25 protein-coding genes and 3 pseudogenes are annotated in these 22,211 nt (G+C 38.3%); all 28 read left to right on the plus strand.

Annotated features, from left to right (window positions below; genetic code table 11):
• The first annotated feature begins 88 nt into the window (after window positions 1-88).
• The 28 genes and pseudogenes from OOK87_RS04480 (at window position 89) to OOK87_RS04615 (ending at window position 22,082) form a co-directional block, all read left to right on the plus strand.
• On the plus strand, window positions 89-337 hold the full coding sequence (locus tag OOK87_RS04480; RefSeq protein WP_264688196.1) for an AAA family ATPase: 249 nt from the start codon (window positions 89-91) through the stop codon (window positions 335-337).
• Window positions 338-544: 207 nt separating this feature from the next.
• A complete protein-coding gene (locus OOK87_RS04485; protein ID WP_264688197.1) occupies window positions 545-766 on the plus strand; it encodes a hypothetical protein in 222 nt (73 codons plus the stop codon).
• 1 nt (window position 767) lies between these two features.
• Window positions 768-1,244, plus strand: coding sequence for a crossover junction endodeoxyribonuclease RuvC (locus OOK87_RS04490; RefSeq protein ID WP_264688198.1), 477 nt, complete (start codon window positions 768-770; stop codon window positions 1,242-1,244).
• A gap of 133 nt (window positions 1,245-1,377) precedes the next feature.
• Window positions 1,378-2,619: a DNA modification methylase gene (locus OOK87_RS04495; protein ID WP_264688162.1), complete on the plus strand. Its 1,242-nt coding sequence runs from the start codon at window positions 1,378-1,380 to the stop codon at window positions 2,617-2,619.
• 35 nt (window positions 2,620-2,654) lie between these two features.
• Window positions 2,655-3,152, plus strand: a complete 498-nt coding sequence (locus OOK87_RS04500; RefSeq protein WP_264688163.1) for a hypothetical protein — start codon at window positions 2,655-2,657, stop codon at window positions 3,150-3,152.
• Complete coding sequence (locus tag OOK87_RS04505) at window positions 3,139-3,351, plus strand: hypothetical protein (RefSeq protein WP_406719578.1); 213 nt, start codon at window positions 3,139-3,141, stop codon at window positions 3,349-3,351. The genes OOK87_RS04500 and OOK87_RS04505 overlap by 14 nt, the downstream gene beginning before the upstream one ends.
• Window positions 3,352-3,508: 157 nt before the next feature.
• Window positions 3,509-5,343: pseudogene (locus tag OOK87_RS04510) on the plus strand (phage terminase large subunit family protein).
• A complete protein-coding gene (locus tag OOK87_RS04515) occupies window positions 5,343-5,567 on the plus strand; it encodes a gpW family protein (RefSeq protein ID WP_264688199.1) in 225 nt (74 codons plus the stop codon). Before OOK87_RS04510 ends, OOK87_RS04515 begins: the two are co-directional and overlap by 1 nt.
• 8 nt (window positions 5,568-5,575) lie before the next feature.
• Window positions 5,576-6,268, plus strand: coding sequence for a glycoside hydrolase family 25 protein (locus tag OOK87_RS04520; protein ID WP_264688200.1), 693 nt, complete (start codon window positions 5,576-5,578; stop codon window positions 6,266-6,268).
• Window positions 6,259-7,683 carry a phage portal protein gene (locus OOK87_RS04525; RefSeq protein ID WP_264688201.1) on the plus strand — a complete coding sequence of 475 codons (1,425 nt, stop codon included), beginning with the start codon at window positions 6,259-6,261 and terminating at the stop codon, window positions 7,681-7,683. Before OOK87_RS04520 ends, OOK87_RS04525 begins: the two co-directional genes overlap by 10 nt.
• A gap of 65 nt (window positions 7,684-7,748) precedes the next feature.
• Window positions 7,749-8,825 (plus strand): annotated as a pseudogene (locus tag OOK87_RS04530) (S49 family peptidase).
• Window positions 8,826-9,236: 411 nt separating this feature from the next.
• Window positions 9,237-9,566 carry a head decoration protein gene (locus tag OOK87_RS04535; RefSeq protein WP_264688489.1) on the plus strand — a complete coding sequence of 110 codons (330 nt, stop codon included), beginning with the start codon at window positions 9,237-9,239 and terminating at the stop codon, window positions 9,564-9,566.
• A gap of 72 nt (window positions 9,567-9,638) precedes the next feature.
• Window positions 9,639-10,643: a major capsid protein gene (locus tag OOK87_RS04540; RefSeq protein WP_264688202.1), complete on the plus strand. Its 1,005-nt coding sequence runs from the start codon at window positions 9,639-9,641 to the stop codon at window positions 10,641-10,643.
• 102 nt (window positions 10,644-10,745) lie between these two features.
• A complete protein-coding gene (locus OOK87_RS04545; protein ID WP_264688203.1) occupies window positions 10,746-11,051 on the plus strand; it encodes a head-tail joining protein in 306 nt (101 codons plus the stop codon).
• The gene (locus tag OOK87_RS04550; protein ID WP_264688204.1) at window positions 11,052-11,576 is read left to right on the plus strand and encodes a phage tail protein; all 525 of its coding nucleotides are present in this window, start codon (window positions 11,052-11,054) and stop codon (window positions 11,574-11,576) included.
• Complete coding sequence (locus OOK87_RS04555) at window positions 11,573-12,028, plus strand: hypothetical protein (protein ID WP_406719579.1); 456 nt, start codon at window positions 11,573-11,575, stop codon at window positions 12,026-12,028. Before OOK87_RS04550 ends, OOK87_RS04555 begins: the two co-directional genes overlap by 4 nt.
• Window positions 12,029-12,033: 5 nt before the next feature.
• Window positions 12,034-12,498: a phage baseplate assembly protein V gene (locus OOK87_RS04560; RefSeq protein ID WP_264688205.1), complete on the plus strand. Its 465-nt coding sequence runs from the start codon at window positions 12,034-12,036 to the stop codon at window positions 12,496-12,498.
• A 1-nt stretch (window position 12,499) separates the two neighbouring features.
• Window positions 12,500-12,754 carry a PAAR domain-containing protein gene (locus tag OOK87_RS04565; protein ID WP_264688206.1) on the plus strand — a complete coding sequence of 85 codons (255 nt, stop codon included), beginning with the start codon at window positions 12,500-12,502 and terminating at the stop codon, window positions 12,752-12,754.
• Window positions 12,755-12,758: 4 nt separating this feature from the next.
• The gene (locus OOK87_RS04570) at window positions 12,759-13,094 is read left to right on the plus strand and encodes a GPW/gp25 family protein (RefSeq protein ID WP_264688490.1); all 336 of its coding nucleotides are present in this window, start codon (window positions 12,759-12,761) and stop codon (window positions 13,092-13,094) included.
• A 2-nt stretch (window positions 13,095-13,096) separates the two neighbouring features.
• Window positions 13,097-13,888 (plus strand): baseplate assembly protein, encoded by a 792-nt coding sequence (locus OOK87_RS04575; protein WP_264688207.1) that lies wholly within the window; start codon window positions 13,097-13,099, stop codon window positions 13,886-13,888.
• The gene (locus OOK87_RS04580) at window positions 13,888-15,048 is read left to right on the plus strand and encodes a phage tail protein (RefSeq protein ID WP_264688208.1); all 1,161 of its coding nucleotides are present in this window, start codon (window positions 13,888-13,890) and stop codon (window positions 15,046-15,048) included. Before OOK87_RS04575 ends, OOK87_RS04580 begins: the two co-directional genes overlap by 1 nt.
• A 194-nt stretch (window positions 15,049-15,242) precedes the next feature.
• A complete protein-coding gene (locus tag OOK87_RS04585; RefSeq protein ID WP_264688209.1) occupies window positions 15,243-16,043 on the plus strand; it encodes an ankyrin repeat domain-containing protein in 801 nt (266 codons plus the stop codon).
• 313 nt (window positions 16,044-16,356) lie between these two features.
• Window positions 16,357-16,857, plus strand: coding sequence for an ankyrin repeat domain-containing protein (locus OOK87_RS04590; protein ID WP_264688210.1), 501 nt, complete (start codon window positions 16,357-16,359; stop codon window positions 16,855-16,857).
• Between the two features lie 271 nt (window positions 16,858-17,128).
• Window positions 17,129-17,371, plus strand: a complete 243-nt coding sequence (locus OOK87_RS04595) for a hypothetical protein (protein WP_264688211.1) — start codon at window positions 17,129-17,131, stop codon at window positions 17,369-17,371.
• Window positions 17,331-18,923, plus strand: coding sequence for a recombinase family protein (locus OOK87_RS04600; RefSeq protein WP_264688212.1), 1,593 nt, complete (start codon window positions 17,331-17,333; stop codon window positions 18,921-18,923). The genes OOK87_RS04595 and OOK87_RS04600 overlap by 41 nt, the downstream gene beginning before the upstream one ends.
• Window positions 18,924-18,980: 57 nt before the next feature.
• Window positions 18,981-20,211 (plus strand): annotated as a pseudogene (locus OOK87_RS04605) (IS256-like element ISWpi15 family transposase).
• A gap of 234 nt (window positions 20,212-20,445) precedes the next feature.
• The gene (gene proS, locus OOK87_RS04610) at window positions 20,446-21,714 is read left to right on the plus strand and encodes a proline--tRNA ligase (RefSeq protein ID WP_264688213.1); all 1,269 of its coding nucleotides are present in this window, start codon (window positions 20,446-20,448) and stop codon (window positions 21,712-21,714) included.
• Window positions 21,711-22,082 carry a holo-[acyl-carrier-protein] synthase gene (locus tag OOK87_RS04615; RefSeq protein ID WP_253309486.1) on the plus strand — a complete coding sequence of 124 codons (372 nt, stop codon included), beginning with the start codon at window positions 21,711-21,713 and terminating at the stop codon, window positions 22,080-22,082. Before proS ends, OOK87_RS04615 begins: the two co-directional genes overlap by 4 nt.
• Window positions 22,083-22,211: the final 129 nt, after the last annotated feature.

The raw sequence follows: 22,211 nt of genomic DNA on the forward strand, positions 1-22,211 counted from the left end.
GTTGGTCAGCAAAAAAACTATAAACCGCTTTTTATTTGAAGAATCAAACGATATTTAATGCTACTTTTACTAATATTTTGGTAATTTTATGATAAATGCAATAGATTGTGCAAGAATAGATCTTTCGAAGTGGGTTGGTTCACCTCCTGAAAAAGAGTTTATAGTACAAGATTGGCTTTCCCTAGGAGAAGTATCGTTTCTTAAAGGTGAACGTGAAGTTGGTAAATCACTTCTTGCTCAACAATTAATGACATCGGTTGCTACTCATTGCTCAATATGGATGTCAAACAGGTTAAAGCATATGGTGTATTTTGTGAGAGCAGTAAACGAGATATAATACGTCGTCAGTGTATGTCTTTACCAAGTTGAAGAAACTTTATTTGAAAGCCAAATACAGATTCTGGCAAGAGATGGAGAAGATAATCTCTTAATGACTTTTAATGATAAGGGTATAGCCCTTTCTTTCATGAATTATTTGAAGATATTAAATTATTTCAATCAAAACTTGTGGTGTTAGATACAGCTTTAGATTTATTTGGAGGAGATGAAAGTAATTCCTCTCACCTTAAGCAGTTTATGCAGGGTTGCTGTAGCAAAAACGTTAAATTGTGCTGTTTTGCTGTGTAAACACGATACAAATATAGATATGTGGCATAATAGGGCATTTTACTTATCTAGATCAGAAGAAGCAAGTGATGAACGTGTTCTACAGTTCGGAGGATTTAGTCATTTTTTGCGTTATCAAGATGGGGTCTTTGTAATTTAGGATGTCTATTTTAACACTCGACCTCGGCAAACAAACTGGCTGGGCTATTCTTACAGATGGAGTAATTCAAAGTGGTAGTGAAAACTTTCATGGTAGCCGTTTCAGCGGAGGTGGCATGCACTTCTTAAATTTTCGTAGGTGGCTCAATGAGATGAGAGAAAGATTTTCAGATATTGAAGCAGTGTATTTTGAAGAAGTAAGAAGACATTTAGGTACTGACGCTGCACATTGCTACGGAGGCTTTCTAGCTCATTTAACAGCTTGGTGCGAGGAAAACAATATACCTTATCAAGGTGTACCTGTCAAGACGATAAAACGCTTTATCACGGGTAAAGGCAATGCAAGTAAGGGTGAAGTTATTGAAGCTGTAAAGGGAAAAGGGTTTATTCCTCAAGATGATAATGAGGGGGATGCTTTGGCATTGATGTTTTATGTTAATGATTTTAGTAAAGATTTTAATATGCTAAATATCCCATAGAAAGTGGGTCCTTTCCTCCAGCCAGGCTGATTTGGGCGCGAAACCCCAGGCCCTCTCTAGCGTCAGACGTATTTTAATTGTTAACTTTTTGTTAAGAATCTCCACTAGTAATTTAATAAATTATTCCACTAATATGAACTTAGCAATACACTACTATCCTATTGAAAATCTTGTCGAATATGATCGCAACCCTCGCAAGAATGACGATGTAGTAAACAGAATGTGCGCTTCAATTCGGGAGTTTGGTTTTCGTATTCCGATAGTTGCAAAAAGCGATGGAACTGTAGTTGATGGTCATTTAAGGCTTAAAGCAGCAAGGAAACTGGGTATGGAAAGTATTCCAGTGGTGCTCAGTGATAACTTAAGTGATGCCCAAACCAAAGCTTTTCGGTTACTGGCAAATCAATCAGCTAACTGGGCAAAGTGGGACGATGATCTTTTAAAGGTAGAAATTCAAGAGTTAGAAGATTTGCAGTTTGACCTCAAAATGACTGGATTTGAGCTAGAAAAAGTCCAACGCTTTCTTGATAACCTTGATGGAAGGGAAGAACAAGGGGAAAAGGGAGAAAAATTTTCTGATTTAGCTGGTGATGACAAAAAAGTGGAAATAACAAAACCAGGGGATCTGTGGATTTTAGGTGGTCATCGAATCTACTGTGGTGATAGTTGTCTGGTTGAATCGTTTAAAGCGGTATTAGACGATAAAATGGCAGATATTACGGTGTGTGACCCTCCGTATAACGTAGCATATGGTGACAGTCAAGAGAGAGAAGACAAGAAGATATTAAACGATGATCAAGGTGAAAAATACGAACTTTTTCTGTATGACATTTGTACTCACGTTTTAGCATACACCAAAGGGGCAATTTACATTTGTGCATCATCATCTGAGCTTTTGGCGACCTTGCAAAAAGTATTTGAAGAAGCAGGTGGAAGATGGTCGACATTCATCATTTGGGCAAAGAATCATTTTACGCTAGGAAGATCTGATTACCAAAGACAATACGAAGCAATACTCTACGGTTGGAAAAACGGCAATAAACGTGAGTGGCATGGAGGACGCAATCAAAGTGACCTATGGTTTTACGATAAGCCAACGTACAACTCGCTGCACCCAACGATGAAACCAGTGGAGTTAATGGAGAGAGCGATAGTAAACAGCAGTAGACCAGGAGACATAGTTCTTGATCCATTTAGTGGTTCTGGGAGTACATTAATTGCCTGTGAGAGGACAGGAAGAATCTGTAGGACGATAGAGCTAGATCCTACGTTTGTAGATGTAACGATAAAGCGTTGGCAGGTGTATACGGGAAGAGATTCCACCCTTTTTGGTTCTGGTAAAACTTTCGCACAAATTCAAGAATCAAGACAGTAAGGGACGAAATAAGGGAAAAAAGAGGGGAAAGAAAGGTGGAAAGAGGAAAAATCACGCAGACGGAATGGGCAAGAGAACTGGGAGTTTCAAAGCAGTACGTCTGTTACTTAGTAAAGAAAGGAATAGTTGAGCTGGAGGATGGTTTGATTGACCGAGAACAAGCAAATAGAGCAATAGAAGCAATTAGAGATCCAAGTCAACCACTGAGGAGAAAAGGTGGAGAAGAAGGGGAAAAAAGAGGAAATAATGAACTTTCCACGATGTTGCTTAAAACCCGGATAAAAAACGAGATGGAGCGGGGAAAACTGCTGGAGGCAAAAGCAAAAGCTGAAATTGGTGAACTTATCTCAGTAGAGGAAGTAAAGACTGAAGCATTTAACGTGGCAAGAGTAGTGAGAAACAATCTCCTCAATATCCCAGACAGAGTATCAGCATTACTAGCATCGATGAACGACACAGAGAAGATCCATGAGACACTGACTGAGGAAATCAGAGTTGCATTGGAAGAACTAACACAAAGTGTATTTTGCTGAAATTGGTGAACTTATCTCAGTAGAGGAAGTAAAGACTGAAGCATTTAACGTGGCAAGAGTAGTGAGAAACAATCTCCTCAATATCCCAGACAGAGTATCAGCATTACTAGCATCGATGAACGACACAGAGAAGATCCATGAGACACTGACTGAGGAAATCAGAGTTGCATTGGAAGAACTAACACAAAGTGTATTTTAATGACTACATATAAATTACTAAAAAAGCGTCTTATCGCCTTAGTGAGCCTATATTAGTTGCAATAATGATTTTAAGTAAAGCGTCAGCAGATACTTACTGCAGACAAAAAATACCTCTTTTTCTCCTTAAAAGTGCAACAATTGCAGCAAATAACATTATGATCTATAGCAGTAGCTTTTATACAGGGTTAAAGCCAGATCCGCTACTTAAAGTATCAGAGTGGGCAGATAGGAGTCGTCAACTTTCAACAATAGCATCATCAGAGCCAGGGAAATGGAGAACAGAGAGAACGCCGTACCTTAGAGAAATAATGGATTCACTATCTTCGTCTTCACCGGCTGAAAAGGTGGTATTCATGAAAGGAGCGCAGATTGGAGGAACAGAAGCAGGGAATAACTGGATAGGTTATATTATTGATCAGACGCCAGGGCCAATGCTGGTAGTACAGCCAACAGTAGAAATGGGCACGCGTTGGTCAAAGGGAAGATTTGCGCCGCTCATTGAAGATACCCCATGTTTAAGGAGTAAAATAAAAGATCCAAGGTCGAGAGATTCAGGGAATACTGTGCAGAGCAAAGAGTTTCCGGGAGGAACGGTAGTAGTAACAGGTGCCAATAGTCCAGTGGGTCTGCGTTCAATGCCGGTAAAATATCTTTTTTTAGATGAGGTAGATGCATATCCAGGAGATTCAGGAGGAGAAGGAGATCCAGTTCTTCTCAGTATCGCGCGAACTAATACATTTACGCGGCGAAAAATATTCTTAGTTTCAACACCAACGGTTCATGGAATCAGCAGAATAGAGAAGGAATTTGAGAGTTCAGACAAACGATATTTCTTTCTCCCATGTCCGCATTGTAATTACTATCAGGTGTTAAAATGGCCACAGATAAAGTGGAAAGATAAAGATCCCTCAACAGCCCACTACGTTTGCATAGAGTGTAGGGGAGAAATAAAAAATCATCAGAAAACAGAGATGCTAGCCCGTGGAAAATGGAGAGCTACAGGGAAAGAAGGAAAAAAAGAGGCAAAAGAAGGGGCAAAAATAGGATTCCACCTTTCAGCTTGTATAGCCCAGTAGGCTGGTATAGTTGGAAACAAGCAGTGGAAGATTATCTGCATGCAAAGGAAAATGAGCAATTACTGAAAGTTTGGATAAATACAACACTCGGAGAAACCTGGGTAGATAAAGGAGAAGTACCAGACTGGAAGCAACTATTTGAGCGTCGAGAAAATTTTCCGATAGGTACGGTGCCAAAAGGTGGAAAAATAGTGTTAACGGCAGGGGTTGATGTACAAAAAGATCGGTTAGAAGTAGAAGTAGTAGCATGGGGAAAAAACCGAGAAAGTTGGTCAATAGACTACCAGGTATTAGAAGGTGATACTGGAAGTGAAGAAGTATGGGGAAAACTTTCGGAATTATTAAATCATCATTTTATCGGTGAAAATGGTCTTGAATACATGATAAGCATGATGGCGGTAGATGCTGGGTATGCAACACAAGAGGTATACAACTGGGTAAGAGGTCACCAAGGGTCTGGAAGAGTAATGGCAGTAAAAGGAGCAAACAAAGCGCTAGTGCCACTTAGCAGCCCAAGTAGAGTTGATGTAAAAGTTAGCGGACAAAAGCTAAAGAGAGGAATGAAGCTGTGGCCAGTTGGGGTATCGATATTAAAGTCAGAGCTTTTTCAGCTACTTAATGTTTTAAAAAACGGGCCGGGGTATTGTCATTTTCCAGAGTATCCACCTGAATATTTTAAGCAGCTAACCGCAGAGCAACTAATTACCAAGGTAGTAAAAGGGTATACCAAACAAGAGTGGCAAAAGATAAGAGATCGAAATGAAGTACTAGATTGCCGAATTTACGCAAGAGCAGCGTCTATTGCCCTGGGGATTGATCGTTGGTCAGAGAGTAAATGGGAAAGTTTAGCAGGTGAAAAAGCTAAAAAGTCAAAGAGAGTGAGAAGGAGTCAATGGTTGAGTGAGAAAAGTTGATGTACAACCAAGAATATTTAACTCAAGTAGAAGAAGCGATAAAGAAGCTACAGAGCGGAGAGAGAGTAGTATCAATTGCGTACGGCGATCATGTGGTTAGGTACGGGGAAGTTCAAATAAAGGATTTATTGGAGCTCAGGCAACGAATCAAAGCAGAGTTAAAAGTTGCAGGTGTGAAGCCGAAGAGAAAGATTGTTATTGCAACTAGTAAAGGAGTGGTATGAGAAGTTATATGATAAAAAATGAGTATCCGGACTTTTTAGAGCATTTAAAGTATATTATAGCCACAGGTAATATAGCATCAGGAAAGTTTATAAATGCAGTGGTAGACCTCTCGCATTGGGATAAGAACGTAGATTTCAAATTAGCAAAAGAAGATGGTATAGCTGGCGTCATTCATAAAGCAACGCAAGGACTGAAGTATATTGATCCAACGTATGTAGAAAGAAGAAAAGCTGCTGAAGAAGAGGGACTTTTATGGGGTTCATATCATTTTGGAGTAGGAGAAAACGGAAAAGATCAAGCTAACCATTTTTTAGAAACAGTAGGAGATCATTCTCAAGTATTGCTTGCGCTTGATATTGAAGAAAACCAAAGCGGAAAAAACATAACGCCAAAGCAAGCAGAAGATTTTGTTGATAGAGTTCACGAAGTAACAGGTCGTTTACCACTGATTTATGGAAGCACCTATTTTTTAGAAGATTTTGTCACACCAATTTTGACGAAGTGCCCATTGTGGATTGCAAGATGGGGAGAGGAGCCTGTGTTACCAAAGGGGTGGAAGAAGTGGGCTCTGTGGCAATACACTGACGGCAAAAGCGGAAAAAAACCGCATGAAGTAAAAGGAATCGGCCGATGCGATCGAAATAAATTCAACGGAACATTGGAAGAATTAAAAGATTTTTGGATATCAGGATGTTATTGAAATCATTCAAACAATTATTTCGGAAACCAACAAAACCAAAAAGTTCAGCATGGGATGGAGCTGGATCTGGCAGAAAATTATTGCACTTTCAACCAGAGTCAGGAAGCATAAACAATTTGCTGTCTCAAAGCCTTGAACACCTGCGTAGTCGTTCACGTGACATGGTAAGAAAGAACTCCTATGCGGCAAACATCATCGATACGATAGTAAGTAACTCTGTTGGGACAGGAATAAAACCGCAGTCAAAAGCCAAAGATGCAGAGTTTCGCAAAAGAGTTCAAGAGTTATGGCTGAGATGGACAGATGAAGCAGACAGTAGCGGAGTGAGTGATTTTTATGGGTTACAAGCTCTAGTATGCAGAAGTATGATAGAAGGAGGGGAATGTTTTGTAAGACTCCGAACAAGAAAACGAGAAGATGGACTTTGTGTGCCGTTGCAATTACAAGTACTGGAATCAGAGCATTTAGACAATAAGAGTAATCAAACCCTTGCCAACGGTAATGTAATTAGAAACGGGATTGAGTTCAATAGGCTTGGGCAAAGAGAAGCGTATTACCTTTTTCGAGAACATCCAGGTGAAGGCTCGTTTGGTGAATCGGTGAGAGTGCCAGCAAATGATGTTTTACATATCTACAGGCCACTAAGACCTGGGCAGATTCGAGGAGTACCGTGGTTGTCCAGTGTACTGTTAAAGCTCTATGAACTTGATCAATATGACGATGCGGAATTAGTGAGAAAAAAGACTGCAGCGATGTTTGCAGGGTTTATTACCAGACTCGATCCTGAGGCAAATATTTTAGGTGAGGCGCAAGCAAATGAGCATGGAGTAGCACTATCAGGTTTAGAACCTGGGACTATGCAACTTTTAGATCCAGGGGAAGATATCAAGTTCTCGGAACCATCAGATGTTGGAGGAAGTTATGAAGCATTCATGAAACAGCAGCTCAGAGCAATAGCAGTAGGCATGGGAATAACTTACGAGCAGCTAACAGGAGATCTAAGTGGTGTCAATTATTCATCAATCCGAGCTGGGTTAATAGAGTTTCGCCGGAGGTGCGGAATGTTACAGCATAACATAATGGTATTTCAATTTTGCCGTCCGGTATGGGATAGGTGGTTAGAATTAGCCCTACTCTCAGGAGAACTTGATATAGGCAAAGAATGGACGAAAAAAGGGGGAAAAGAAGAAGTAAAATGGATAGCACAAGGATTTGATTGGGTGGATCCGCTAAAAGACCAGCAAGCACAGCAAATAGCGGTAAGGAATGGGTTTAAGAGTAGGTCAGAGGTGGTTTCGGAACTTGGTTATGATGTAGAAGAAGTCGACCAAGAAATTGCCGAAGATCAAAGACGTGCGAGTGAACTGGGCTTAAATTTTGATTCTGATGTGAATTCTAATGCTGAAATGATATAAAATTCTATTTCTATGACAAATGGGTTTTTATTGCCCCAGACACAAATAAAAAATTTTAAAAACATATGACGACACAAATAAATTGGATGAATAAGCCGATGATGATAGAGCAAAGGAGTTTTGAATTATTGTCATTACATGCTGGAAAACACCCTACGTTTAAAAACATAAAACATGTAACAAGAAATAGTGAAAGGGGAATAAAAGTAATACCAATACATGGAATCTTGACGAAGAATTCAGAAGCTTTTGACGATATTTTAGGGATGACATCATATGAGAAGATACGTGAAGAGATAGAAGAAGCTTTAATAGATAAAGAAGTAGAAACAATAATTTTGGACATAGACAGCCCCGGAGGGGAAGTAAACGGTTTATTTGACCTTTCCGACTTTATTTACGAAGCAAGAACAAAAAAGAGGATTGTGGCGATAGCAAATGATGATGCGTATTCCGCAGCGTATGCAATTGCATCAAGTGCTGAAAAAGTATTGGTAACGAGAACATCAGGAGTTGGAAGTATAGGAGTAATAGCAAGTCATATAGATCAAAGTGGATTTGATGAAAAGCAAGGTATTAAGTACACAACTGTTTTTGCTGGAAGTCGAAAAAACGATTTAAATCCGCATGAGCCAATAACATCTGAGAGTTTGGAAAGCTTACAAAAAGAAGTAGATCGTCTATATGAAATGTTTTTGCAGCTTATAGCAAGAAATAGAGGTCTTTCAACGGAAAAGATCAGATCAACGGAAGCAGGGCTATATTTTGGTTAGAAAGCAATAGAGATTGGACTTGCTGATGGAATCACAACGTTTTCTGAATTTATAGATAATTATAGGAGAAATATGACTAAAACTGAGATAAAAGAACAAGCAATAGATATTGATATTGAGCAAGGAAGATGTTTAGGGTACGAGAGCTGCCGCACGGAAGTATTAGAGGTGATAAGATTATGTAATTTATCAAAGATGCCAGAGAAAATAGGAGAATTTATTGAGCAAGGTGTAAATGCAAAACAAGCCCAAGAGATATTAATGTCGATACTGGCGGAGAGAACGAAGAAGACAGAGATTTTGAGTACAATACCGCAAAATACACCAGAAGACTTGATGATGCAGGTAGCGAAAAGTCGGGGCATTTGATGGTCTTAACCGCGGTATATAATGCTAACATACGCCGCGGTAAATAAGTGTTCAAAACGCGCCACAATTATAACCGCCGCATATAACAACTATAAACACGGCGGTAAAACTAAAGGAAAAAAAGGGGAAATATGACAAGTATAACTGAAACAAATAATTTAGCAATGATATTTGATAAATTCATAATTCCTCCATAGAATAACATGTAATACTGCATTTTCCACCCTTATATACGAGCCTAAAAGCTCAATCAGTTGTTCGGAACTTTTCAGTAAATAATCAGGGAAGAGAACCTTGCTAAATTACGGTCCTTTATGACCAAGGCGATCTACGGTTCCTCTTCTCTGCATGTTCTTAATATTACCACTTTGTAATATTTATGAACTTGTTTTTAACATATAAGGTGACCTTCTGAAATATGAAGTATATAGAGATTATACAAGAGAGGAAATAACCGTAGCCAAAGGACAAAACCTCAAACTTGGAACAGTTGTTGGCTATGATAAAGATAACATGATTAAGATAATAAATCCAACGGCCACGGATGGAACACAAACAGCGATAGGTGTAATAACAAGTGATGTAAACGCAACGGAAACCACCAAAGCAGTAATCATTACTCGTATTGCAATGTTAGCAGATCATGCAGTGGTGTGGCCAGCAAATATAACAGAAGAGCAAAAAGCTGCAGCAATAAAACAACTTGAAGCACGAGGCGTTATCATCCGCAAGGGAGTTTAACGAGCTACCAGACTCAGCAACTTACATAGAAACAACTTAAAACACACAGCATTAAAGGGAAAGGGGGAAAGAATGCAAAATCCATTTACAAATCCAGCATTTAGTATGACGGAATTAACTAAAGCAATAAACATATTGCCGATAAATTATGGTCGCGTCGAAAATTTAAATTTATTTCCAAGTAGATCGGTAAGATTTCGACATATTACGATAGAAGAGCAAAACGGAGTATTGAGTTTATTACCAACGCAAGTTCCGGGAGCACCAGCAACAGTGGGAAAACGTGGAAAACGAAAAATAAGAACATTTACGATACCACATATTCCCCATGATGATGTAGTGTTACCAGAGGAAGTGCAAGGAATAAGAGCATTTGGGTCAGAGAATGAACTGAAAGCGTTGGCGAGTGTAGTAACAGATCACCTGGAGTTGATGAGAAACAAACATGCGATAACGTTAGAACATTTGCGGATGGGGGCGTTAAAAGGGATTATTCTGGATGCTGATGGCAGTGAGTTATTAAACCTTTACAACGAATTTGAAATTACGCCAAAAGTAGTAAATTTTGCGCTGGGAACAGCAACCACCGATGTCAAGCGTAAGTGTCTGGAAGTATTGAGGCATGTTGAGGACAACTTAAGTGGTGAATATATGACCGGGATTCATGCGCTGGTAAGCCCAGAGTTTTTTGACGCTTTAACTTCTCATACCAAGGTAAAAGAAGCATACGAGAGATGGCAAGAAGGAGCAGCACTCCGGAACGACATGAGATCAGGATTTACGTTCTGTGGAATAACATTTGAGGAGTACAGAGGGCAAGCAACTGACCCTGAAGGAAATGTGAGAAGATTTATAGAAAAAGACACGGGACACTGTTTTCCACTAGGAACAGCAAGCACATTTACTACTTACTTTGCCCCAGCGGACTTCAATGAAACAGTAAATACACTAGGGCAACCGTTATATGCAAAACAAGAGCCAAGAAGATTTGATAGAGGGACCGATTTACATACTCAGTCAAATCCTTTACCAATGTGCCATCGCCCAGGAATATTAATCAAAGTCGTTGCAGCATAACAATACTGGTAGAGCAACTACAAAAGTGGTGAGGCATGAAAGTGCTCTACCAGTATGCCCCTTCTTAGCGTGCATGTAGAGATTAGTGCATAAAGGTAAAGTATGCAAGAAAAAATAAAAAGATTATTGAAAGATTGTTTTGCACATCTAGGGCAGCAAGCGTTGTATGAATCAAAGGATAAGTCATACATGGTGCAGATATTAAAGCAACAGCCAGATAGATTATACGGGATTGGTGAAGGGCAATTTGTAGGAGAAATTTTGACTTTAGAAGTAAGTGTGTTTGATGTATTAAAGCCAATGGTGGGAGATACTTTTTCTATAGGTAGTTGTAGATACAGAGTACACACACCACCACTCAGAGATAACTCTGGAATGATCTGGAAAATTCAAGCATCGGGGGTGTAAATGTGTGTTGAGATTGAAGTGATCGGCAGCATTGAGAAAATAATTCAAAGTATTGAAGCTAGCCAAGCTAAGATAACAAAAGCAACAGTAAGAGCATTAAACAAAACGGCATTGTGGACAAAAGAGCAAGCTACGAAAGAACTAAGTAAAGATACGCAAATAAAACGGCAATTAATCAGAAAAAGATTATGGACAATCAGAGCAACAAGAAATTATCAGAGGGCTCTAGTAAGGATAGGGTTATACGGAGTAAAATCTTCAAAGCTTGGCGATATAAAACAAATGGCAAAAGGAGCAAAAGCAGGAAAACATATGTTTGAAGGAGCATTTATTGCTAAGATGCCAACCGGACATAGAGGTATTTTTAGACGAAGAGGAAGGACAGCCTTGCCAATTTATGAAGTTACCGTACCGATCGGAGAAAATGTACAAAAGATAATAAAAGAAATGGCTAATTATAAAACAGGAAAAGTGTTTGAGGAATATTTTGAGCATGAGTTGAATGTTCTTTTAAAGAAGCAATGAAAGAATTTTGGAAAGGTTTACATGAAGCAATTTGTAAAACGCTAAAAGAAGAAATCCCAGCAATACAAACGTGCGAAGTGTATAGAGCAGAACGTCGGAAAATAATAGCGCCAGCAGTATTTGTAGAGCTTGCAAGTTTAGAACCAGGGAAAGACCCTGGGACAGAGGAACTTGCGCTGAGAGCAAGATTTGAAGCAAGAATTGTAGTTGATGGAACAGTCGAGGATTCCTCGGTAGTTGTAAGGTCATTAGCAGCAGAAGTTGCAAGAGTAGTGAATAAAAACACTTGGAACGTGGAAAATGTTTTGCCGGGAGAATTTTTATCAGCGGAAGTAGACAATTTTAAACCAGAGTTGGATGCATATTTAGTGTGGCTGGTAGAATGGGCTCATGAGATGCACGTAGGGAAGTCAGTGTGGTCAGAAACTGGCGCATATTATAGAGATGGGTAAAGTACATGTTGGATCATAATTTTGCGATTGCAGAGCTAAATAGAAGGCTAGCGAACATTATTCGTATAGGTCTAGTTAAAGAAGTAGATTATGAAAAAGCAAGAGTGCGGGTAAAAATAGGAGAATTTATAACTGATTGGCTTCCGTGGATAACGGCAAGAGCAGGAGAAGATAGAAGTTGGTTTGCGCCGAATATTGATGAGCAAGTAATAGTATTATCGCCATATGGAGAGTTGTCATTAGGGGTGGTGTTACCGGCAATTTATCAGCAGAAGTATTTTCCCTCGGAATGCCGAAAAGACGCGCATATTTTAGAGTTTAAGGATGGAACGAAATTATCGTACGATAAGGAGAATCATCATCTTGAGATTGAAGTAGTAGATAAAATAACGCTAAAAGTTGGAAAATCGAGTATAGAGATGACAAAAGAAGGAATAAAACTTAAGGGAAGGAGAGTTGATCTCAATTGACATGAGAAGAGCTATAGTTTGTATAGGAGATCATTGCATGGGGATACCGGTTCATGTTTGTATGAGTGGTAGTAACGACGTTTTTGTAAACGGTAGATCTGTTTGTCGAAAAGGAGATATCTTAACTCTAGGTGAGAAACTAACGCAAGGGTCAAACAGCGTATTTGTTAATGATATTGGTATTGCACGAGTTGGTGATTTAGCCTCATGTGGTTTTAAGGTAGTAAGTGGAAGTAGCAGCGTTTTTTCTGGATAAAGATATGAAGGGAATGAGTGCTGAAACAGGTAAGGCATTAGAAGGTTTGGAGCATTTAAAACAATCAATTACTGATATTTTAACCACTCCTATTGGATCACGTATTATGAGAAGAGAGTATGGTTCTCGATTATTTGAATTAGTAGATAAGCCAGTAAATCGTGATTTTACGTTAGAAATTTACGCAGCAACCGCTGAGGCATTGCAGAAATGGGAAAAGAGATTTAAGTTAGAAAAAGTAAAAATAACAGAAGTGAAAGAAGGAAAAGTAACGCTTGACCTAGAAGGATTGTACTTACCAATGGGGGAAAAGATTCGCTTTGATGGAGTTGTGGTATAAAGATGGAGCAGCCTAACATTATTGAGCCACTGAACTTCGAAGAAATCTTTTCACGTATGAAGGAGGAGTTGATACGTCGAGACTCAAGTTTTACAGCATTAGTAGAAAGTGACCCAGCAATAAAGATTTTAGAGGTAGCAGCATGGCGAGAACTTTTGCTGAGAGAAAGAATAAACGAAGCAGCAAGGGGCAACTTACTTAAGTTTGCAAGGGGAGAAGAACTTGATGATTTAGCTGAATTTTACGGAGTGGAAAGGGAGAACGGGGAAAAGGATGAACGATTTAGAAAAAGAATCAAGGCAAGAATAGTTGGCTCAAGCACAGGAGGAAATTATCGGTATTATGCATTATCAGCAGATACGAGAGTAAAAGATGCATTAGTAGAATCACCTGTACCAGGAAAAGTACAAGTTTCAATCTTATCAACAGAATTATCCACAACTGGCATACCCCAAGAAGAATTACTAGAAATTGTCAGAAATCAGCTAAACAGGGAGGATGTGAGGATTTTAACAGATACAATAGAAGTGGTAAGTTGCAATATTATAGAAATAGATATCCACAGTAAAATTAGCATTAAAAGACCAGATATTATTGAAACGGTGAAGAAGCAATTTATAGAAAAATTTGAAACAACGAAAAGATTAGGATGGAAAGTAACGAAATCATGGATTATAGCCAACCTGTTTGTGGATGGGGTAGAAAACGTAGAATTAATCGAGCCAAGAGAGGATGTTGTGGTACTGGGGAATGAGTGTGCTGCCTTAAGAAGTTTAAATGTTGAGTTGAATTAATGCTATTACCACCAAACGCAACAAAGCAAGAAAAAGCGCTGATTGATGCAATCGATTACAAAGTAGACCCAAGCTGTGTAAAAGGATTTAAATTTAGCCTAGGGGAAAAAATATTGCCGTGGTTGGTTGAAGAATATGGATTGGGGGAAATTCTACGCTGGGTAAAAGACAAAAGAAAGGCGATAAAAGAAGGAATAAAATTTCAGCGTTTGAGAGGAACACCAGCATCGCTGAAAATAGCACTGAAGTGGGCAAATATAGAAGATATTACAATTATTGAAGAGCCACCCGGAGAACACTTTTTTGAATTACAGATAGGGATAAAAGATGTTCCGAACGACTTCTTCGTTGATGCAGTAGTAGAATTAGCAAAACTATCATTGCCAGCAAGATCACGGCTAATGAGGATTTTTAACGATTATTATAATGCGCAGAGATTTATATTGGATGAGAGTTTATTTGGAGATCTTCTTTCTGACTATTCGGGGGTAAAAATAGAAAAAGATGGACCAGTGTTATCATTTGGGAGAGTAAATTTTTTCAGGTCTAGTGGTCCAGTTATTAGGATTATAGAAAACTATCTACGCGATCATTATGAGCAGGCATTAAGTAATGATCTGTATAGGCTAGATGTAGCAATACTTGGAGAAACCGAGCCTCACACAAAGAATTATAACGGTATTTATGAAAGAAGTCATCAGTGGAATAATTTAAAAACGTTATATCCGCTACCACAGAGCTTATTACCTGAGATTAAGTTTGCTAAAGCGCAGATAGTATTATCGGACAGTTGGAGTTTAGGAGAAATAAACGCATGTTTTCCAGTAAGTAGTATAGAAGAGAGGGGAAAAAGGTTTTTACTAGGAAGTGATAAGCTATCTGAACAACTGTGGAATTTAAAATACAAGCCAATTTTAGAAAGATTTTTTGCCGTTCACCACTATCAAGTAAAGAATTTCTCTACCCCCAAAATAATAAGATTTAGCGTAGCAGAACACTACATTCATTTTGAAAACGAATTGGATTCAAAGCAAAAAAATGCAACATACGAGCTAGAAAACTACATTTTAGTGTTTTACCCAGGTGTACTAACATGGCATGAACATCGACATTTGAACAGGTCCTGGGAAGAAAAACAACCTATATGCTTAATGAATTAAATACATATATTTATATCTTCATATACTACATTAACATTCGGTAAAAATGTGTGTTTTTTGAAAAAAAGAAGTTGCTTTTCCATGCCAAAACAGCTATAAATTAGGTAGGTGTAGGTAAACATAAGAAATTGATCTTGCACTGAAGTGAGCCAAATTGGCGACTTTATGTATGTTTTTATAGTGGGGTAACTAAAATGTTCAATTTAAATAAAAGACTGGAAAAATTAAAGGAGAATTCATTTCGTGGAATAAATGAAAAAGACGCAGCAGGTTGCACAATATTGCACCGAGCAGCACAAGTGTCAAATCCAGAAGTAATAAAGTTATTAATAGAAAAAGGTGCAGGTACAAACGATAGAAACAATAGAGGCGAGACACCATTGCACCTAGCGGCATTCTATGGAAAGGTAGAGAATGTAAAAGCACTGATAGAAGGAGGAGCAAATGTAAATGCTATAGATGATGGAGGATATACGGCATTACATAGTGCGAGCTTAATGAGTTGTGAAAAGACAGTAAGGGAGCTAATAAAAGCAGGGTCGAATGTTAATACTGGGAACTACATAGGAAGGACCCCCCTACATGAAGCAGTATTTATGAGGGAAATAGTGAACGTGAGGGCAATATTAGAAGCGGGAGGTGAAGTAAATGCGAAAGACCAAAAAGGATATACACCACTACATATAGCATGCAAGACAGGAGAAACAAAAGAGATAATAAAAGAGCTAGTAAAAGCTGGAGCAAATGTAGAGCAAAAGGATAAATTTGGCAAAACAGCAATGTATTATGCGAGAACTGAAGAGTTGCTAGAAAAACTAAGGGAGTTGTCGGAGCGGACAGTAGATGCGATATTTAGCCTAGATTTAAAAGAAAAAGGAGAAAGAAGGTTTGAAGAAATAAGGGAAAAGTTAGAAGAAGCGCCATTGGTCAAGAAGGCACTGATGGAAGTGGAAAAAGAGCTAGAAGATATGGATGAGAAGATAAAAGGGCTATAAAAAGAGCTTTCTGTAAGAGAAGGGAGTAAAAGGGTTGGCTACAAGATAATAGGAAAAATAGGAAGCCTAAATTTAAAAGAAAAAGCTGACAACAGCAGGAGAGGAACCGCTTATTATTTAACAGATTAAGTATATAGATTTATATCTTAATCTAATATGCGAAAAAAATGTGTATATTTTGTAAAAAAAACTTGCTTTTTATGCCAAAACAGCCCTAAGTGAAAAAGTAGCTAGTAAATAAACAAGATTTGCTAAGCGCTAAAGTGAGCCAAATTGGAGGCACTTTAAATTGCATTAATAGCTGAGGAACATTATGGTAAAATTTAGTAAGAAAGAAAGAGAAGAGTTTAATAAGTCGTGGAAAGAAGTATTAGATAACTCAATAGAAAATATTAATAAAAAAGACACAAAAGGAAGGACGATATTGCATTACGCGGTGGGAATGCCAGATCCAAAAAAAGTGAGGTTATTAATCAAAAAAGGAGCAGATATAAATGTGGCAGATGCGGGACAATATAGACCATTGCACTTAGCAGTAATGGGACAACGTGTAGAAAATACAAAGGAGCTGATAAAGGCAGGAGTAGAGGTAAACGCAGTGGAACGAAGTAGCAAATTTGCCGCGTTACACCTGGCATGCATGGTAAGTGAGGTAAAAATAGTAGAAGAGCTAGTAAAAGCGGGAGCAAATGTAGAGCAAAAGGATAAATTTGGCAAAACGGCAATGGATTATGCGAGAAATAATAAAGAGATAAAAGAAGTGTTAGAGAACGTAAAAATCGCAAATAAGCAGAGAGAGTTCATAGAAAAATAAGGGTCGTATCAGCAGCAGGTGTGATAGTGGCAAAAGAAGAGCTTGTGAAAATTTAGAAGGGCTGTGGCTAAGAAAGAGGTGATTATGGAAAAAGAGAAATTTTATCATTAGAGGGAAAAAAGAAGCTTGATGATTTGGGAGAGTGCTCAATTGATGAAAGATAGCGTATGTGTTTCTAAAATTTTGCATAAAAGCTGAGAGAAATAAAGGTTAACAGTTGCGTCTTTTTCGCAAGAGTAATGGATTTATGGAAAAAGGGAGTGCCTGAACTATGAAAACATTTACAGGAGAAATTATGAGAAAGAGAACGTTAACTGTGACCTGTCGATATGAGCCTGATGAGTTAGCAGATAAACATTTATCAGAAGCTTACGAGCAGTTACTAAAGTATTCAGTAAAAAGAAACAACGAAAAGGAGGTAGAAAAAGATGATAGCGGTGGCCTTGTATGCAAGAGTTTCATCAGACCGACAAGTGCGGGATCATACAATAGAGAGCCAAATTGCAGAGCTTAAGCGTAGAATTGCTGTAGATGGACATGAGTTATTGGAAGAATATGTATTCACTGACGATGGCCGTAGAGGGTCAAATTTAGAGCGTGAAGGTTTAAAGAAATTACGTGATAAAGTAGCAGAAGGAAAAATTAATAAGATTTATATCTATTCACTAGATCGGTTGTCACGTGATCCTGTAGATCAAAGAGATGTAATAGATGAATTTAAGAGAGCAAGAGTAGAAATAATCTTTTCAAATCATAAGGTTGATGATACACCAGAGTCCGATTTAATGACAGATGTGCAAGGAGCAGTAGGAAGGTTTGAACTGAGACAAATCTTGATACGAAGCATGAGGGGAAAACTGCATGCAGCAAGAGAAGGTTGTGTGAGTGTAATAAGCAATGCACCTTATGGTTATCGATATATAAGAAAGCATGTAAAAGGAGGAGAAAACAAATTTGAAATTAATGAAGAGGAAGCAAAAGTAGTGAGAGAGGTGTTCATGTGGATTGGAGAGGAAAGGATAAGTATTAGAGAAGCGGTAAAGAGACTAAGAGAAGCTTCTGTTAGAACACAAACAGGAAAAGAGGTGTGGCATTCAAGCACCATCCATAAGATGTTAAAAAATCCAGCATACAAGGGGCTAGCAGCATATGGTAAAACAAAGGCGGGCCCAGTAATGCTAGAAGTCAAACCAAAAAAAAGCAACAGCCGGCGAACTCACTCTATTTACAGTACAGATGAGGAGAATTGGATTCATATACCGGTGCCGAAAATAGTTGACGAGGATTTGTTTAATGTAGTACAAGAACAATTGATTGAGAATAAACAGAGAGCAAGAGTGCAGCAAAGAAAAGAGACATATCTGTTGCAAAAGCTAGTTGTGTGTAAGTGTTGTGGACGTGCTTACTGCGGAAGGCGAAATTACAGCAAAGAAAAAAAGATTGTGTATACTTATTACACTTGCCTGGGTACAAGAAATTTTTACGGTAATAAGGTATGCACTAACGGATCTATTCGTGGAGAAGTGTTAGAAACAGGTATGTGGGAAGAAGTAAAAAGTGTATTAAAAAATCCAGATAGGATGGTAAAGGAGTACCAATGTAGAATTTCAGAACATAAGAATGAATTATTAGATGAAAGGTTTGCAAGACGTGAGAGTCAATTAAAACAAAATATTAAAGAACTTATAAATGATTATTATATTCAAGAGAATACAAGTGAGGAAAAATATATAAGTAAGGAAGACTTTAAGCAGGCAATGAAAAAAATGAAGGAACGTTTAAAAGAGATTGAAGGAGAGAAGAAAAAGGTGATTGATCAAAAGGGACTACAGGAGAAAATGAATCTTATTACAAATAGCATAAAGGGCTTTTATTCTAGTGTTAAATCGGAATTGGAACAACTAGATTGGCAAGCTAAACGTAGTCTTATTAGGACATTAGTAAAAGAAGTCAACATTGATCTTGATGAAGTAAATGTAGTATTTAAGATCAGAGAACTCAACAATCCCGCCCAGAATGGACAAAATCAGAAGTTGGCAGATTGTCTAAGGGGGAGTGTTAAATAAACTGTGTCAAACCGAAAAAAAAGTAATAAATTGATATAAAAAAATGGAGGTTTGACAATGAGTCAGAAAGTAGTAAACAGAACTACCGGTTTGGTAGATTATAAAGAATTAGAAACAAATATCCTGTCGTCTATACGAGAAGGAAGACCGTTGACAGGAAGAGATGGAGCATTAACACCGTTTATAAAAAAGTTGCTGGAGGTAAGCCTGGAAGGTGAAATAGAAAACCACTTGTCGGCTAAAAGCGAAGAGAATAATCGAAGAAATGGGAGGAATGCAAAGACTTTACGTACAAGCGCAGGGTCATTTGAGCTTTTGACGCCAATAGATAGGGAAGGAAGTTTCGAACCACAAATAGTCAAAAAAAGGCAAACAAACTTACATCCAGAGCTTGAAACGAAGATTTTGAGCACATTTGCCAGTGGTATGGGCTATAGAGATATAGTGTCACATGTTGAGGAAATTTATGATCACAAAATATCGGCGGCAGAGATATCAAGTATTACTGACAAATTGCTACCAGTAATCAACGAATGGCGTAGTCGCCCGCTGCAGTCTGTATATCCGATAGTTTTCATGGTTTTTTAAAGTCAAAGAGGACGGGCATTGCGTAAGTAAATGCATGTATAACATATTAGGCATAGATCAAAATGGCAAAAAAGAAGTATTAGGTTTTTATTTGGCTGAAAGTGAAGGAGCTAACTTCTGGTTGGGAGTGCTAAATGACCTCAAAGAAAGAGGAGTAGAAGATATCCTTATTGCCTGCGTTGATGGGCTGAAAAGCTTTCCTGCAGCTATAAACAGTGTCTTTCCTAATGCGGAAGTGCAGATGTGTATAGTGCATCAGATACGCAACTCACTGAAGTATGTGGCCAGTAAAGATGCGAAGAGTTTTTTGAGCGATTTAAAGAAGGTATATCAAGCTTCAAGCAAGGAAATTGCCGAGAATTATCTGTTGGAATTGGATGAAAAATGGGGCACAAAGTACCCTATGGTTATAAAATCTTGGCAGAATAATTGGGAAAACTTGTCTGGTTATTTTAAGTATTCTGGTCCAGTTAGGAGGATAATCTACACCACCAATCCCATAGAGGGGCTACATAGGCAAATTAGGAAATTCACTAAGACCAAAGGCTCATTTACCAGCATAAATGCCTTGTATAAGCAGGTATATTGTGCTATAAAGAAGGCAGAGGAAAAGTGGACGATGCCTGTACATGATTGGGCATTAACTATCTCTCAACTTGATGTTTTCTTTCCTGGCAGATTGAAAATTGAGTTGAACTAAAAATGCGGTTTGACACAGTTTATTTAACACTCCCGTCTAAGGTGTCTGGGCACTGGGATGACACCCTGACAATCGTCATCCCGCTACTTGTTAGCGGGATGAAAATGTTGTACCAAGACCACGGTAGCTATAAAATTATCAAGGGAAGTACCACACACTTCCCTTCTTTTTCAAAATAAGTTTACCTACAGGTCTGATTGTATTAAGATTACTTAATACAATCAGGTCTATTATATGCGTTTATCCAAATATTACCTACCAACTCTAAAGGAAAAGCCTACCCATGCTAAAATTATCTCCCATCAATATTCTTTACGTGCAGGTTTAATAAAGCAGATAGCATCTGGCATCTATACGTGGTTGCCGCTTGGTCTGCGCGTGCTTAAGAATATTGAAGATATTATCAGAGATGAAATGGATAAATCTGGTGCAATTGAAGCATTAATGCCTTGTGTGCAACCAGCAAATCTTTGGCGAGAATCGGGACGTTACGATGATTACGGTAAGGAAATGCTACGTATAAGGGATAGGCATGAGGAAGATATGCTTTTCGGTCCAACGCATGAGGAGGTAGCAACTGATCTAATTAGAGATGTGGTAAAAAGTTACAAAGATTTGCCACTTTGTTTGTATCATATCCAGTGGAAATTCCGTGATGAGGTAAGACCACGTTATGGTGTTATGAGGGGTAGGGAATTTCTGATGAAGGATGCATACAGTTTTGATGTAGATTACGAAGGTGCACTGAATTCATATAATTTGATGTACAAAACTTACATAAAAATCTTCAAACGCATGGGACTTACTCCAATTGGAGTGAGAGCGGACACTGGGCCAATTGGAGGAAATTTGAGCCACGAGTTTCATATATTGGCAAACACTGGTGAGAGCACTTTATATTATGACAATAAATTTTCTGAACTACTGGAAAGTGAAGATGTTGAAAGTTTGAAGAATATATATGCAGTTGCAGATGATATGCACGACCCTAAAACTTGCCTTGTGCCGCAAGAGCAGTTAAATGTTAGTAAAGGTATTGAAATAGGGCATATTTTTTATTTTGGCGACAAATACTCAAAGCCTATGAAGGCAAGTGTTACTTCTCAAGATGGAAAAAATGTCAACATGCATATGGGTTCGTATGGCATTGGGGTTTCAAGGCTTGTCGGTGCAATAATAGAAGCTTTTCATGATGATAAGGGAATTATCTGGCCAGAAGCGGTAGCTCCTTTCAGAATTGGTTTAATCAATTTACAAACGAAAGTAACGGAGGCTGCAGATAAAATATACAAAGCTTTGAAAAGTGATGAAGTGCTTTACGATGATACGGAAAGAAGTATAGGAGTAAAATTTTCTAGAATGGATCTGATAGGCTTGCCGTGGCAAATAATTGTTGGAAAAAAGGCAATAGATGAAAATATAGTTGAAGTAAAAAATAGAGCAACTGGAGAGGTAAAAGAAATGCAGATTGAGGAAGCAATAAATCGCTTTAGCACAAAATGATACGCGGTATCGGCACTGACATAGTATATATACCAAGAGTATTGAGAATATTACAAAAATACGGGGAAAAATTTCTCAATAGAATCTACACTGAAAAAGAAATAGAGCTAAGTAGAAAGTATAATAGTCAAGAAATGCGAGCAAGGTATTTTGCCAAACGCTTTGCAGCAAAAGAAGCTTTTGTTAAAGCACGAGGTACTGGATTTAGCCAGGGCATTATAATGAAAGATATAGAAATATACAGCGATGTAAGAGGAAAACCATATATTGCTGTCAGAAAGGATTTCATCTCAAAGGACTACAAGATTCATCTTTCTCTGAGTGACGATGGAGATTACGCTACTGCATTTGTTATAATTTGCGTCTAGCAGATATTGTTTCAATTTATGCAGTTGACTTTATGCTATCTATATAGCTAAACTGACTTAGGTTTACCGACAATTTGAAAAACCGTCATTCCGCTACTAGTTAGCGCCGCGGCGGTATGACGGTTCGCG

This window comes from Wolbachia endosymbiont (group A) of Sympetrum striolatum (genome assembly GCF_947250715.1).
Lineage (GTDB): Bacteria > Pseudomonadota > Alphaproteobacteria > Rickettsiales > Anaplasmataceae > Wolbachia.